Origin of the sequence: Myxococcus sp. CA005, assembly GCF_006518205.1 — a bacterium.
In the GTDB taxonomy this organism is placed as follows: Bacteria; Myxococcota; Myxococcia; order Myxococcales; family Myxococcaceae; genus Myxococcus; species Myxococcus xanthus.
In genome coordinates, this window is record NZ_SRLV01000042.1 from 20,572 (window position 1) to 34,140 (window position 13,569).

Consider the following 13,569-nt stretch of genomic DNA (forward strand, 5'->3'; position numbering starts at 1 on the left):
CCGCGGCACGAAGACATTCCTGGATGATCTGCTCGTCGCGCGTCATGCCCCGCAGTCCATGCGCGCGGCGAGGAAGCGGCCGCGCTCAGGGCGCCCAGTACATCGGTCCGCCGTTCCAGGTGGTCGTGATCTCCATCTGAGGTGTGGCGTTCCAGGGCGACGGCGTGGTGAAGCCGAGTCCGACGCCCGCGGGCTGGTCCGTGCATCCGGACGTGAGGAGGGCACCGGCCATCAGGACGGTCCAGGACAGCGAGCGGGGGGAAGGGTGTCGACGCAGTTGCACGTGGGGTTCTCCTCGAGGGTGGCGCATCACGGCGCCGTTGCGGACTTGGACGTTTCGAAGGGGTAGCGCTGGAGCGCGAGCACCGCGCCGCTCGGGTCGGCGATGAGCGCGAGCGAGCCACCCCGTGCGTCCGGGCGCGGGGCCATCAGCACGCGGCCCCCCAGGGCCTGGGCCCGTGAAGCGAGCGTCGCGGGGTCCTTCACGCGGACATAGGTGAGCCAGTTGGGGCGCGCGCCTTTCACCGGGTTGGCCAGCACGCCGCCTCGGGGATGCTGTCCCTGGGCGAGGACGTAGTGGGGCCCGCCGCCGAGTGGACGATCTCGGACCTCGTAGCCCAGGAGCTCCTTGTAGAAGTCCGCCGCGGCGACGGGGTCCTGGGCCAGGTACTCCATCCACAAGAACTGGCCCTCATCCGGCACGCCCGTATCGGCCGGATCTCCGGGCCGGGAGCGCACGAAGCCCACCGCCGCGCCCTGCGGGTCGGCGACCACCGCGGCCCGGCCGATGTTCCGCACGTCGATGGGGCCGTCGAGCGCCTTGCCGCCGCGCGCGCTTACTTCGGTGACAGCGCGGTCCACGTCGGGCACGGAGAGGTAGCCGAGCCACAGCGCGCCTTCGCGTTTCTCGGCGGCGTTCGCCGGATGGACGATGCCGCCAATCCAGCGCCCCTGGGCGCGGATGAGGGAGTAGGGGCGGAGGCCGCCTCGGATGTCCACGAACTCCCATCCGAACAGGTCGCGATAGAAGCGTTTCGCGGCGGCGGGATTGTCGGTGACGAGGTCGTGCCAGACGAACTTGCCGTAGAGCGGAGTGGGCGACAGGGGGATGTCCTCGCGGGCCGCGCTGTCAGGCGCGGACGCGCACCCGGCCTGGGTGGCGACCGTGCCGCCCACGGCGCACACGCTGGTCAGCAGGAGTCCGCCGCGAAGCCACGCGCGCCACGTGCCAGGAAGTCTCATCGTCTCTCCTCGTGCCGCGTCCGGAGCCGCTCGCGGGCTGGATGGCCGGCGGGCTCGGAGGTGGACGGGACAGGACGGGCCGGAGGCCTCGATATGAGGCGGCAGCCTTCACTCGACAACCCACGGGGGGCGTCCGCACGACCGTGGGAGGGGCCGCTGTGTCCGGCGCGACGCCGTCCGGCCCCCGCGCGCTACACCCGCCGCGCCCGCGCTGTGATGGAGGGCCGCTGAACGGCGGCGGACTCCTGCGTCATCCGCGTGTGGGAATCTCGCGAAAGGCCATTCCTTCCAGACCGAGCTGGCGCACTGTCTCCATGAACCGTTCAGTGCAAACGATGACGGTGGCGTAGTCCCCTACGCGGAAGACATCGCGGTCGATGGGCAGGGATGCTGCGTCGAGAAGGGGCGCGTCCGGCAATCGAAGCGTGACCCGGCCGCAGGCGTCGCATGGTGGAGCGAGGTCGGAGGGAAGGCAGTCCGCATGGAGTCGGCCGCGCGGTTCGATTTGGAGTTCCAGCAACTCCGGCGGCTCCTTCTGGCGAAACCTCAATTCCGTCTTGCAGCCGAGCAGCCCCCTGACGCCTTCGGCTTGAAGCCGCTCGAGGGCATCCCGTCGCACGACCCACAGAATATCCCCCTGTGACGTCAGTGGGCCGAATCGCCCAGAGGCTGTGCCTTCAAGAGGCCCCAGATGCGTGCCTGGCGGAAGTGGCACGCCAGGGGGCACCCAGGGGCGAACCAGCGCTCGCAGTTGCGCGAGCTCCGAAACGGGAACAGGCCAGGGGCGCACGAAGCGTGACCGCTCGGGCACGTGAGACAGGTCCACCCCTGGGTACTGGTGCCCGGCCCCACCCCACGTGACTCCACAGGCATCGCACTTCACGCCGGGCAGGCGCCACTTGTGTGTGGCGTCGAAGCTGCCGTTGAAGGACGGAGTCCGCTCCTCGCGTATCCAGAAGAACCGCATCATGCACTCAATCTCTCAAGTACCTGGCTTGGAATGGTAGGCGCGAATGGGCCCGCCCATGAGCTGGAAGCGGTAGATGAGTTCGCCGGCGTGCTTGAAGATCTCCTCGGGGCTTGCGTTCTCGTTGCGGAGTCTGAACTCGCGCCAGGCTCGGTTCCATGCCCCGCCACTCTCTCCCCCTTTGTGAATCCGCTGATGAATGTCTCGAGGAATCGGAAGTGTGTAGTCGTGAATCCTGAGCCCTCTATCCCTGAACCACTCCGCCAGGTCTCTGGCCTGGGGGAAGATGTGGTGCTTCTCCCACCGCCCGGCTGTGAGCCCACGTGAAGGTGGCACCACCCAGCCGGCAGCGCCGTTCCAGTTGGGGAACACCATGACGGCGCCCCGTGGAAGGTTCTGGCCTCCTCCCCAATTCCTTCGGGGACCGCGCCCAGGCGCCGCAGCCGCCGCGGGAGGACGCGCAGGCGGGAATCGCGCCAGTTCCACAGCTCCAGGCACGTCTTCGCAGCGATAGAGTCCGCACGCGTCGCCATGACACAGCAGTGAGCCGCAATGGGCATCATCTGCGGTGGTGCACATCTCCTCCGCGGACTCCCACGCCTCGGGCGCGGGCATCCTCGCGGCGTTGGAGCACCCCAGAAAAGACAGCGCGAGCACCGAGAATGCAGAGACCAGAAATGTCCGCATCATCGGAGAAGTCTATCGCGTGGTTGATAGCCGGAGGCGCTACACCCGTCGCGCCCGCGCCGTGATGGAAGGCATCTGGAGCCCCTTGGGCCTGGCGTGCAGGGACGTGTACGCCGCCACCGCCAGCAGTCCGATGGCGATCAGCGACCACAGCGCCGCCCACACCACGGCGGGCACGTAGGTGAGGTCCGCCAGGAGCGCCGCGTCACTCTGCGAGCGCACCGCGCTGTTCCACAAGTCCGAGCGCAAGTCGAACAGCGCATACAGCGCCGTGAAGGCCGCGATGAACAGGTTCAGCGCGTCAACCACCCCATCCGGCAGGAACTTCGCGCCCAGGGCCAGCACCACGGCCGTGCCCAGGCAGAAGAGCAGGGTGAAGCCGTCCCCCGCGTACACCAGGCCCATGACGGTGAGCCACACGCTGGCGGTGCCCAGCACCCAGCGGCGGAGCCGGAAGCGGAAGGTGGCCAGCATCAGCCCCGCGCCCGCCACCGCGCTGCCCAGGTACCCCCCCGAGTAGACGGCCACCTTGGCGAACAGCCCGGGCGGCAGGCGAGACAGGCAGGAGCCCGACTCGTTGGCCGCCAGGTGGATGCGGTCCACGGAGCCGCCCACCAGCAGCGTCGCCAGGGCGTGCCCGCTCTCGTGCATCATCACCACCAGCACCTTCATGGGCCACAGGGCGGGTGAATCCCAGAAATACCAGCCCACCCCCAGCATGAGGGCGAGCAAGGCCAACCGGCCGAAATCGAGCTGTGCACCGCTGGCGGTCCGCATCGGTCGCTCCCCTCCTGGGACACCCCAACACTTAATCCGGGTTCGTCTTCCACGAAAAAGCCCGGCCTCCTGGCCGCGAAGCGTCACGGCGAAGGGATTCGCTTGCGGGCGCCGGACGGAGTAGGGAGGGGACACCATGAAGAAGACGCTCCTCCTTCTGTCGCTCGTGGCTGCCCCCGCTCTGGCCGGGGAAGGCAAGTGGACTCCCCAGCAGGTCCTGGAGCTGGACCCGGCGTGGCTACGCGCCCAGGGCCTCCAGGTCTCCCCCAAGAAGCTCTGGGACCCGAAGCGTGGCACGGGCCTGCTTGCGGGCGCGGTCAACGTCGGCGGGTGCTCGGGCGCGTTCATCGCCGCCTCGGGGTTGGTCATCACCAACCACCACTGTGCCTTCGGCGTCATCCAGGAGCACAGCACGCCGCAGCGCGACCTCATCACCCAGGGCTTCCTCGCCTCCAAGCGCGAGGACGAACTGCCCGGCAAGGGCTCGCGCGTCCAGGTCCCGCGCAGCTTCACCGATGTGACGAAGACGGTGCTCGCCGCGGTGCCCGCGGACGCGGACGACATCACGCGCTACAAGGCCATCGAGCGGAAGCAGAAGGAGCTGGTCGCCGAGTGCGAGAAGCGCCCCGCCACCCGCTGCCAGGTGGCCACCTTCGATGGCGGCGTCAACTACACGCTGGTGGATGCGGTGGAGCTCACCGACGTGCGGCTCGTCTACGCGCCGCCGCGCGCGGTGGGTGAGTACGGCGGCGAGGAGGACAACTGGATGTGGCCGCGCCACACCGGTGACTTCGCCATCCTTCGTGCGTACACCGCGCCGGACGGCACCTCCGCGCCGTACAGCGACAAGAACGTCCCCTACAAGGCGGAATTCTTCTTCCCGCTGGCCACCCAGGGCGTGAAGCCCAACGACTTCGTCATGGTGCTGGGCTACCCGGGCATGACGTACCGCGCGCTGCTCGCGGAGGAGATGGCCGAGCGCCAGTCCCGCCTCTACCCGCGCATGCGCGACGTGTTCGGCGAGGCCATCCGCATCCTCGAAGCGGAAGGGGAGAAGGACCCCGCGGGCAAGATTGCCGTCGCCTCGCAGCTCAAGGGCCTGCACAACGTCTACAAGAACTCGGGCGGTCAGCTCGCCGGCCTGAAGCGCGGCCACATCGTGGAGAAGCAGCGCGAGGCGGAAGCCGCCGTCGCGGTGTGGGCCAAGAAGGCGGGCGCGAAGTGGCAGCCGGCGCTGGACGCGCGGGCCGCGCTGCTCGTCGAACAGTCCGCCATCGCGAAGTCCTTCGACCGTGAGTTCCTCCTGGCCGCATCGTCGCGCCTGGCGCGGGGCCCGGCCCTGGCGGTGGTGGTGTCGCGGCTGGCCGCGGAGCGCGCGAAGCCGGACCTGGAGCGCCGCCCGGAGTACATGGAGCGCGAGCACGTCCGCATCAAGGACCGGCTGGAGCGCGACCAGAAGAACCTGTTCCTCCCCGCCGAGCGTCAGCTGCTGCTGGCCTTCGTGCGCCGCGCGCAGGCGCTGGGCGCCGAGGAGCGCATCGCCGCGGTGGACAAGCACTTCGGCAAGACGTTCTCGGAGAAGGACGTCCTGGCGAAGATTGACGCCATGTACGCGGGCTCCAAGGTGCTGACGCTGGACGAGCGCATGAAGATGGCCACCGAGTCGGTGGGCCAGCTCGAGGCGCGCAAGGATCCGCTGCTCGCGTTCGGCCTGGACCTGGCGAAGGAGCAGGCCGCGCTGGACGAGGTGAAGGACAAGCGCCAGGGCGCCGCGCTGCGGTTGCGGCCGGAGTGGCGCAAGGCGGTGCTGGCGCACGCGGGCAAGCCGGTGGCCCCCGACGCCAACAGCACGCTGCGCGTCAGCTTCGCCAAGGTGCAGGGCTACGCGCCGCGGGACGGCGCCATCTACACGCCGCAGACGACGCTGTCGGGCATGCTGGCCAAGCACACCGGCGAGGAGCCCTTCGACGTGCCGGAGAAGGTCTCCAAGGTCGCCGAGGCGAAGCGCTTTGGCGCGTGGCAGGACAAGAAGCTGAAGGACATCCCGGTGAACTTCCTGTCGGACGCGGACACCACCGGCGGCAACTCCGGCAGCCCCACCGTCAACGGCAAGGGCCAGCTCGTGGGCGTCAACTTCGACCGCGTCTGGGAGAACGTGGCCAACGACTTCGGCTACAACCCGGACGTGGCTCGCAACGTCAACGTGGACGTGCGCTACATCCTCTGGATGCTGGACCAGGTGGAGGACGCGGACGTGCTGCTGCGCGAGCTGGGCGTGCGCAAGGGCCCGCCGGTGGCGGGGGAGACGCGCTGATGTCGGACGCGGGGGACGGCTCGCTTCCTTTTCCGGTCTTCAAGCCGGAAGAGCGCGTGTGTGGCAATTGCAAGCTGTTCAGCCCGCAGTCGGTGGATGAGCGCCGGGGCTGGGTGGGCGCGTGCCGGCTGCACTCGTGGCGGGGCAACTTTCCCCCGTCCGCGCCCATTTGCGACAAGTACACGCCTCGGGGAAGCGCGGCCCCCTCAGCGGTTGCACCCGCGCGCGAGCGGACCGCGCGCAGCGTGGCGCCGGTGGTGGTGCGGCGTCGCGCGGACCCCAACGACGTGGTGGACCTGGAAGGGTTGAGCATGACGCGTGAAGAGCTGATGGACATCTTCCGGGAGGCGTCCGGCTTGCTGGACGCGCCGCCCCTGGCCAACAAGTGGGAGGGCGGCACGATGCGGCTGGTGCCCGCCAACACCGAGCTGCAGCCCAAGGACCTGCCCATCGACAGCCTGTTCCACAAGGTCGTCATGGTGCGCGACAGGCTTCGGGTGCTGGAGCAGAAGCTCAACGCGCACCCGAAGCTGTCGGACGCGGAGAAGGTGGAGATGCAGAGCTACATCACCCGCGTCTACGGCTCGCTCACCAGCTTCAACGTCCTCTTCAAGGAGAAGGCGGACCAGTTCGTCGGCTCGAAGAGCGAGGACTGAGCCCGTCCCTGGCCCTCAGGGCTGCTGGCCGCGCTCTTCCATCAGGGAGAGCGTGCGCTGGCGGGCGCGGTGGAGCGTGCTCTTCACCGTGCCTTCGGGGATGCGCAGCAGCCGGGCGATTTCCGGGTAGCTCAGGCCGCGCACCTCGCGCAGGTAGAGCACCTGGCGCTGCTGCTCGTTGATGTCCTCCATCGCCTCACCGAAGTGGCGCTCCATCTCCGCGCCCACGGCGAGGGCTTCGGGGGACAGGGGCTCCTGGACGTCGTGGCTCAGCCTGTCTCGGCGCTTGCGCGCCCGCAGCCAGTTGATGCTGCTGTTCACCATGACCCGGTGCAGCCAGGTGCTCCACGCCGCGCGGCCGCCGTAGCCGGGGGCGCGGCGAGCGAGCCGGGCGAAGACGTCCTGCACCACGTCTTCAGCGTCGGCGGTATCACCGACGATGCGTCGGGCAATGGCCAACGCGCGAGGGCGGTGCTCGGTATACAACTCGGACAGCGGCGGAAGCGCGCATGCGTGCATGACGGGTGCTCTCCTGACACGCCGGGGTGGACGTACAGGACATGGAACGAATGAGCTGCCTGAAGGGTCTATCGCCCTTCAGGGCCATGCACCGTGGGCCACATTTTCCCGGGGCGGGGGCGTCCATCCGCTGACACCCCCACCTCCCTGGAAGACGGCCTCTACTCCTGCTCGTCCTGCTTCGTGAGGCCCCAGTCCTTCAGCCGCTTGAAGAGGGTGGAGCGGGCCACGCCCAACTCGCGGGCCACGCGCTCGCGGTTGTTGTTGTACCGCCGCAGCGCCGCCTCGACGATTTGACGCTCCAGCTTCTCCAGCATCTGCTCCAGCGTCATCCCCGGCGGCAGCTCCGGCACGGCGATGCCCGTCTCGCGGTTCAGCTCCTGGTCGAAGGAGATGTCCCCCGCGTCGATGAGGGGCCCCTTGCGCAGCAGCAGCGCGCGGTGCACCACGTTGCGCAGCTCGCGGATGTTGCCCGGCCACGCGTGGTGCTGGAGCCGCTCCAGGGCCGCGGGTGTGAAGCGCACGGACTGGCCACGCGGGGCGTAGGTGCGCACGAAGTGCTCGGCCAGTGAGCCCAGGTCCGCCTTACGGCTGCGCAGCGGCGGCAGGTGCAGGGGGATGACACAGAGCCGGTAGTACAGGTCCTCGCGGAAGCGGCCCTCGCGCGCCGCCGCCAGCAAGTCCCTGTTGGTGGCCGCCACCACGCGCACGTCCACCGTCTGCGGGCGGCTGGCGCCCACGCGCTTGATTTCGCCGCCTTCCAGCGCGCGCAGCAGCTTGGCCTGCAAGTCCAGCGGCAGCTCGCCAATCTCGTCCAGGAAGAGGGTGCCTCCGTCGGCCTCCTCGAAGGCGCCCTTGCGCGCGCCCATGGCGCCGGTGAAGGAACCCTTCTCATGGCCGAAGAGCTCGCTCTCGATGAGCTCCTTGGAGATGGCCGCGCAGTTGACGGGCACCAGCGGCCGGTTCGCCCGCTGCGAGCAGGCGTGGATGGCGCGGGCCACCAGCTCCTTGCCGGTGCCGGACTCGCCCAGAATCGTCACCGCCGCGGAGGACGGGGCCACCCGCTCAATCAACTCCGAGAGCTGCCGCACCGACGGGTCGCCGCCGATGATGCCGTGGAAGGACGTGGGCTCCTTGCGCGTGGTGGGCGCGGCAGGCTCCAGCACCAGCTCCGTCTCACCCACGCGCAGCACGGTGGGCAGCGGGACTTCCGCCTCGAAGACGCGCACCGGGCCCATCCACGTCCCGTTGGTGGAGCGCAGGTCCACGACGTGGAAGGTGTTGTCGCGCCGGGTCACCTTCAGGTGCCGGCTGGAGGCGAAGCGGTCCTGGAGCACCAGGTCGCAGCCGGCGTCCTTGCCCGCGGTGAAGCCTTCACCCGTGAAGCGGTGCACGGACTCATTGAGGCCCTGCTTCACCCGCACCTGCGCGGGCTGCCAGCGCGGGGCCTGCGTGTCGCGGGACTGGACGGACGTCGTGTGGCCCACCTCGGTGGTGACGTCCGCGCCTTCGCTGCCGCCGCTGATGCGGAACACCGCGCGCCATTGGCCCAGCGCCAGGTCCGCGCCGTCTGGCAGCTCGCCGTGGGTGATGGACTGGCCGGCGACGGTGGTGCCCTTGCCGGACAAATCCTCCACCCGGCAGCGCTCGCCGTCCCACAGCAACGCGACCTGGAGGCGGCTCACCTCGGGGTCTGGGATGGCGACGTCGCTCTGCTCGCCGCGTCCGAGCACCAGCCGTGCCCGGTCCACCCCCACCCGCAACACCTCCTCGCCACGACGAAAGAACACCAGCTCCGGCATCCCAGCCCTCTCAGCAGTCCAGCGCCTGAGAGCGCTTTACACGCCCTGGTGTTCGGCTTTCAACCCCGCGCCCGGAGGAGGGCGCGGGGGAGCGGGCGCTCAGCGCCGCGGGAGGAACGTCGGCCGGTTGAGGAAGCCGGCGAGCCGGGCGGCGCGGAAGCTGGGGTCCGTCTTGTCCGGCGGGAGGATGGTGACGCCCGCGCCCACCAGGCCCAGCCGCTTCTGGAACTCCGGGTCCAGCTTGATGTTCACATCCATGCCGGGCTCGCTGTACTCCAGGCGCTTGCCCAGCTTCAGCGTGCCAGTGGCCACTGCCTCCAGCTCGTTGCTCTTCAGGCGCAGCGACTCCACCGTGCCCAGTCCCTTGACGAACTGGATGCGCCCGGTGAGCGCGCCCAGGTCGATTTGCGGCAGGTCCATGGGCACCGCCGTGCCGCCTCCCATGGGGATGGCCACCTTGCCGCTCTTGATGACCATGTTCCGGGTGTCCAGCGTCAGCTCACCGTTGGCCTGGGACAGGTCCGGTTGCGCGCCACTCTTGGGCATCGTCAGCGACAGGGCCGCGTTCAGCTCGCCGTCCAGGTCCATGCCGGTGAAGGCCGGCAGGTTGCCGCCGGAGGCCTGGAGCCCGTCCGCCGTCACCTTGACGCGCGTGTCACCCAGCAGGCCCACGGAGGCGCTCAGCGTGCCGCCCATGACGCTGGCGCGCAGCGCGATGCCCGGCGGGAAGAGGGCGGGGCGCAGCGCCACGCTGTCCAGCACCAGCGGCTCGCCCAGCTCCGCGGCGCCCAGCATGCCTTCGCCCCGCGCGAGGGCCGCCACCGTGTCCGCGCTCAGCGGCTGGGGCGGCTTGCTCACGCGCACGTTGGTGGCGGTGATGCCCGCCAGGCCAGGGCGCAGCGAACCGATGCGCACCGCGAGCCCCGCCTGGGCCGCTTCGCTGACCAGCCGCTTGCGGATGGCGTCGTACGGGAAGGTGACGAGCAGGCCCACGACGAAGGCCACCACCGCGAACGCGGCGTAGCCGAGGAGAATCTTCCAGCGGGCGGCTTTGGAGTCAGTGGACATGGGTCAGGGCTTCATCCGGTAGGTGGCGACAGTGGTCCACGCCGTCAGCGTGTCCGACGCGGGACGCGGCTCGATGCGCAACAGCTTCACCTTCACCACGCCGGGGCCGCTCTCCACCGTCTGCAGGAAGTCGGTCAGCTTGCGCAGGTCCACGTCCGTGAAGGTCAGCTCCACGGCGCTCTCCACGATTTTCCCGTCGCCGATGCCCACCTCGCCCTTGGGCGTCATGTTGGGCACCTGGAGGCCGGCCAGCGTCGCCTTGTCCTCGATGTAGCTGATGAGCTGCACGTTGCTGGACCTGAGCTGCTGCTCCACCGACTGACGGTTGGCCTGCGCCTCGCGGAAGCTGGCGGCCAGCGTGTTCACTTCCTGCAGCTTGGTCAGCTTCTCCTCGGTGCGCTTGCGGTACCCGGACGCGCTGTTGGTGAACGTCATCACCACGGCGAACAGGACGAACACCAGCACCGCCGCGCCGGCGATGGACACCATGCGGCGCTCGCGGTCGCTGAGCCGCTCGAACCACGTCTGGACGGGGGCGAAGACTTCCTGAAGCTTGGCCATGGTCAGCTCTCTCCTCCCTGCTCACCAGGGCATTGCACCTGCACGTCCAGGCGGAAGGACATCTTGCTGCCGTCCCGCGTCTTCTCCACCTTGCCCTGCCGGACGTCCTTGAAGCAGTCGTGGTTCTTGATGGCGTTGGACAGCGTGTCGATCTGCTTCGAGGAGTCCGTCTCACCCTCGAGGATGACGCGGCTCAGGTCGATCTGGATGCGGGTGAACTTCACCGGCATGTCGTCCGGAACGCGCCCCGTCACCTCCGCCAGGAGGTTGACCGCCGTCAGCCGGGGCAGCGCCGCCGCCGGGCTCTCCACGCCCGCGAGCATGTTGAGCGCGCGGTTGTAGTCCTTCTCGCACCGGCCCAGGATTCGCTGGGTGGTGTCACACAGCACGGCGTCCACCTGCGCCTCGCGCCGCGCCAGCACGGAGTTGCGCACCACGCCGAACGCGATGAGCAGCAGGATGAGCGTGGCCGCGAAGGACGCCAGGAGCCCCAGCTTGTCCTTCATGTAGTCGAAGTCGCCCTTGAAGGCGAACTCGCCCCGGCGCAGGTTGAAGCGCGGCGCGCGCACGCCCGCCGCGTTGCCGCGCAGGGACAGCGAATACGCCTGGGCCGCCACGGGCTGCTCCGCCGCGGGAATCGCCTTCGCGTCCGCGGGCAGCGCCAGCACCCGCACCGGCAGATTCAAGTCCCGGGAGAGTTGCTCGGCGATACCCGGCAGCTTCGCGGTGCCACCGCACAGCACCACCGCGCCCACCTGCTGACGGGTGCGGGCCGTGAAGGCCTTGAGAGTGGGGCGCAGCTCGCGCAGCATCGGCTGCAGGCCGCGCACGAAGGCCGCCGCCGCGCGCTCCGCGTCCGGGCCCTGGGCCGCGCTGGCCACCGCGCCGTGCTGCTCCTTCCAGTGGTGCGCCTCCGCCAGCGACGTCTGGAACTCCGTCGCCAGCGCCTTGCTCAAGTCCTTGCCGCCGCCGGAGAAGGTGCGCGCGAACTGGACGCCCTCACCGGGCTTGCCCACCGACACGGAGGTGCGCTCGTGGCCGATGTCTACCACCGCCACCGCGCCACCTTCACCCGTTCCTTGGAAGAGGCCCGGGTGCTGCTGGAACAGGTTCTGGTAGGTCAGGCCCGGGTGCGTGACGATGCGCGGGTCCACCTTCAGCTCGGACAGCAGCGCCAGCAGCTCCGCCAGCTCTTCCTTGCGCACCACGCCCACCAGCAGGTCGCTGGCCTTCTCCTTGCCTTCGCCGTCCTTCAGGCCCACGACCTGGTAGTCATAGACGACGTCGGAGATGTCGAAGGGAAGCTGGCTGCCGACCTCGAAGGGCAGCGTCGCCTCGATGCGCCTGGCGTCGGAGAACGGCAGGCTCAGCGAGTGCGTGGTGAGCGCGGGGCCGGGCAGGGCGATGACAATCTGGTCCACGTTGCCCGGCGGGAGCTGGCCCAGCAGCTCCTGCACCGCGGCTCGCAGCGTGTCGGCACGCTCGCCCTCCTGGGCACGCCGGACCTCGGCGAACCCATGGGTGGTGTGCGTCTTCGTCTTCGCCTCCAGCACCACGCCCTTCACGGCGTGACTGCCGAGGTCCAGGCCAAGGATACGGGCCATGCTATTCCTCTCTCCAGTACAGGAGCCGGCCCAGAGTGTCGTCGAGCCGGATGACGGCGGTCAGCGTCTTCTGCACGCTGCCCGCTTCTCCCACAGATTTGATGGTGAAGGTCTGACTCTTGTCGCCCACGAGCCGGTTGCCCGCGACGTTGGACTTCACGGCCGGGTCGACCAGGATGCCCGCGGCTTCCACCACCGCGACGAAGTCCTGCACGGACATCCCGAAGAAGCTGAACATGCGCGCGGCGCGCACGCGTTCGATGAGCTCGTTGAGGAACACCGGGTCCCTCAGCCGCGGGTCCGGCCGCGTCTGGTCCGCCACCGACATGATGGCCAGCCCCATCATCACCGGGTCGTCGGTGTTGATGTTGGGCCGGCGGTTGATGTCCGGATAGACGGTGAGGCGGTCCCGGAACGCCGCCATGAACTGGTCGTTGACGCCGTGGACCCGGTACAGCTCGTCCACGCTGTCGAAGCGCGCGTTCTTGGGCTGATAGCCGGGCTCATAACGGCTGTAGGCCGCGCCTTCATCCGAGAACCCACCCGGCAGCGGATTCACCGGGTCCACCGGGTTGAACGCCGAGCCTGTCCGGTCGTCGTCCGCCCAGTCCTTGAGGGCCAGGAGGACGTCCTGGGGCGTGCTGCGCACCTTGTTGGCGTCGTCTCGCTCCCAGAGGAACTCGAAGCGCGGGTCCGCCATCATGTCCATGAGCCGCAGCGCCGTGGGCCGCGCGTCACCCGCGCCCGCGATGAGCCGGTGCACGTTGAGCTTCTCTTCCTCGTCGGAGATGGTGGCCAGGAAGCAGCCTTCGAAGCCGCCGAAGGAGCGCATGGTCATCTGCGAGGCGACCTCGCGCGCCGCCGGGTCCGCGTCCTCTTCATCCAGCTTGAAGTTGTCGTCCTGCTTGGGCTCCAGCGCGGAGACTTCTCCACCCGCGCCGTCGCTCTTCACCAGCCCGCGGAGCATGTGGCAGTCCACACGCGCCATCTTGAAGAGCTGGATGTTGAGCGAGGAGGGCTGCACCTGCCCGGCCTGCGGCGTGCCGCCGATGCCCAACTGCCCCAGGATGGCCGCCGGGTTGGGGATGGGCGTCTGGTCCACCTGCTTCTGGAAGCGCAGCAGCAGCCGCGACAGCGCGATGCCCGAGCGCGCCATGTAGTAGGCGCGCACTTCGTCCCGCTGGTTGGCCGCCAGCTGCAGGTCCACCCGGCTGTTGTAGGCGAAGTCGGTGGCAATCACCGTCAGGAGGGCGATGGAGACAATGGCGATGATGAGCGCCACGCCCCGCGAGCGCCGCTCCCGCCGCGCCGGGCGGGGCGGGGGCTTGCGTCGCCGCCGGGGCGTCTGCTGGAAGAAGGGCAGGGGCATGGC

General features: G+C 69.3%; 13 protein-coding genes. 2 read left to right on the top strand and 11 right to left on the bottom strand.

The features are described from left to right. Positions 1-85: 85 nt before the first annotated feature. The 5 genes from FMQ63_RS19535 to FMQ63_RS19555 all read right to left on the bottom strand — a co-directional run bounded on the left by FMQ63_RS19535 (position 86) and on the right by FMQ63_RS19555 (position 3,673). Positions 86-283 (bottom strand): hypothetical protein, encoded by a 198-nt coding sequence (locus tag FMQ63_RS19535; RefSeq protein WP_043612277.1) that lies wholly within the window; start codon positions 281-283, stop codon positions 86-88. Positions 284-309: 26 nt separating this feature from the next. Beyond that, positions 310-1,242, bottom strand: coding sequence for a VOC family protein (locus FMQ63_RS19540; protein ID WP_020477627.1), 933 nt, complete (start codon positions 1,240-1,242; stop codon positions 310-312). A gap of 250 nt (positions 1,243-1,492) precedes the next feature. After that, positions 1,493-2,212 (bottom strand): double-CXXCG motif protein, encoded by a 720-nt coding sequence (locus FMQ63_RS19545; RefSeq protein ID WP_011552566.1) that lies wholly within the window; start codon positions 2,210-2,212, stop codon positions 1,493-1,495. 12 nt (positions 2,213-2,224) lie between these two features. Beyond that, positions 2,225-2,899, bottom strand: a complete 675-nt coding sequence (locus tag FMQ63_RS19550; RefSeq protein WP_011552567.1) for a TIGR02269 family lipoprotein — start codon at positions 2,897-2,899, stop codon at positions 2,225-2,227. Positions 2,900-2,935: 36 nt separating this feature from the next. After that, positions 2,936-3,673 (bottom strand): M50 family metallopeptidase, encoded by a 738-nt coding sequence (locus tag FMQ63_RS19555; protein WP_011552568.1) that lies wholly within the window; start codon positions 3,671-3,673, stop codon positions 2,936-2,938. A gap of 136 nt (positions 3,674-3,809) precedes the next feature. On the opposite strand from FMQ63_RS19555, the gene FMQ63_RS19560 reads away from it, so the two are divergent. Next, positions 3,810-5,987, top strand: a complete 2,178-nt coding sequence (locus FMQ63_RS19560; protein ID WP_011552569.1) for a S46 family peptidase — start codon at positions 3,810-3,812, stop codon at positions 5,985-5,987. Beyond that, positions 5,987-6,643, top strand: coding sequence for a hypothetical protein (locus tag FMQ63_RS19565; RefSeq protein ID WP_011552570.1), 657 nt, complete (start codon positions 5,987-5,989; stop codon positions 6,641-6,643). The genes FMQ63_RS19560 and FMQ63_RS19565 overlap by 1 nt, the downstream gene beginning before the upstream one ends. A 15-nt stretch (positions 6,644-6,658) precedes the next feature. Here FMQ63_RS19565 and FMQ63_RS19570 read toward each other — a convergent pair whose 3' ends face one another. The 6 genes from FMQ63_RS19570 to FMQ63_RS19595 all read right to left on the bottom strand — a co-directional run bounded on the left by FMQ63_RS19570 (position 6,659) and on the right by FMQ63_RS19595 (position 13,566). After that, positions 6,659-7,162, bottom strand: coding sequence for an RNA polymerase sigma factor (locus FMQ63_RS19570; protein ID WP_011552571.1), 504 nt, complete (start codon positions 7,160-7,162; stop codon positions 6,659-6,661). A gap of 161 nt (positions 7,163-7,323) precedes the next feature. Continuing rightward, complete coding sequence (locus FMQ63_RS19575; protein ID WP_011552572.1) at positions 7,324-8,964, bottom strand: sigma-54-dependent Fis family transcriptional regulator; 1,641 nt, start codon at positions 8,962-8,964, stop codon at positions 7,324-7,326. A 99-nt stretch (positions 8,965-9,063) separates the two neighbouring features. Next, a complete protein-coding gene (gene gspN, locus FMQ63_RS19580) occupies positions 9,064-10,032 on the bottom strand; it encodes a type II secretion system protein GspN (protein ID WP_011552573.1) in 969 nt (322 codons plus the stop codon). 3 nt (positions 10,033-10,035) lie between these two features. After that, a complete protein-coding gene (gspM, locus tag FMQ63_RS19585; protein WP_011552574.1) occupies positions 10,036-10,593 on the bottom strand; it encodes a type II secretion system protein GspM in 558 nt (185 codons plus the stop codon). Positions 10,594-10,595: 2 nt separating this feature from the next. Beyond that, positions 10,596-12,197 carry a pilus assembly protein PilM gene (pilM, locus tag FMQ63_RS19590; protein ID WP_011552575.1) on the bottom strand — a complete coding sequence of 534 codons (1,602 nt, stop codon included), beginning with the start codon at positions 12,195-12,197 and terminating at the stop codon, positions 10,596-10,598. A 1-nt stretch (position 12,198) separates the two neighbouring features. Beyond that, positions 12,199-13,566, bottom strand: coding sequence for a general secretion pathway protein GspK (locus FMQ63_RS19595; protein WP_011552576.1), 1,368 nt, complete (start codon positions 13,564-13,566; stop codon positions 12,199-12,201). Between the last annotated feature and the right edge of the window lie 3 nt (positions 13,567-13,569).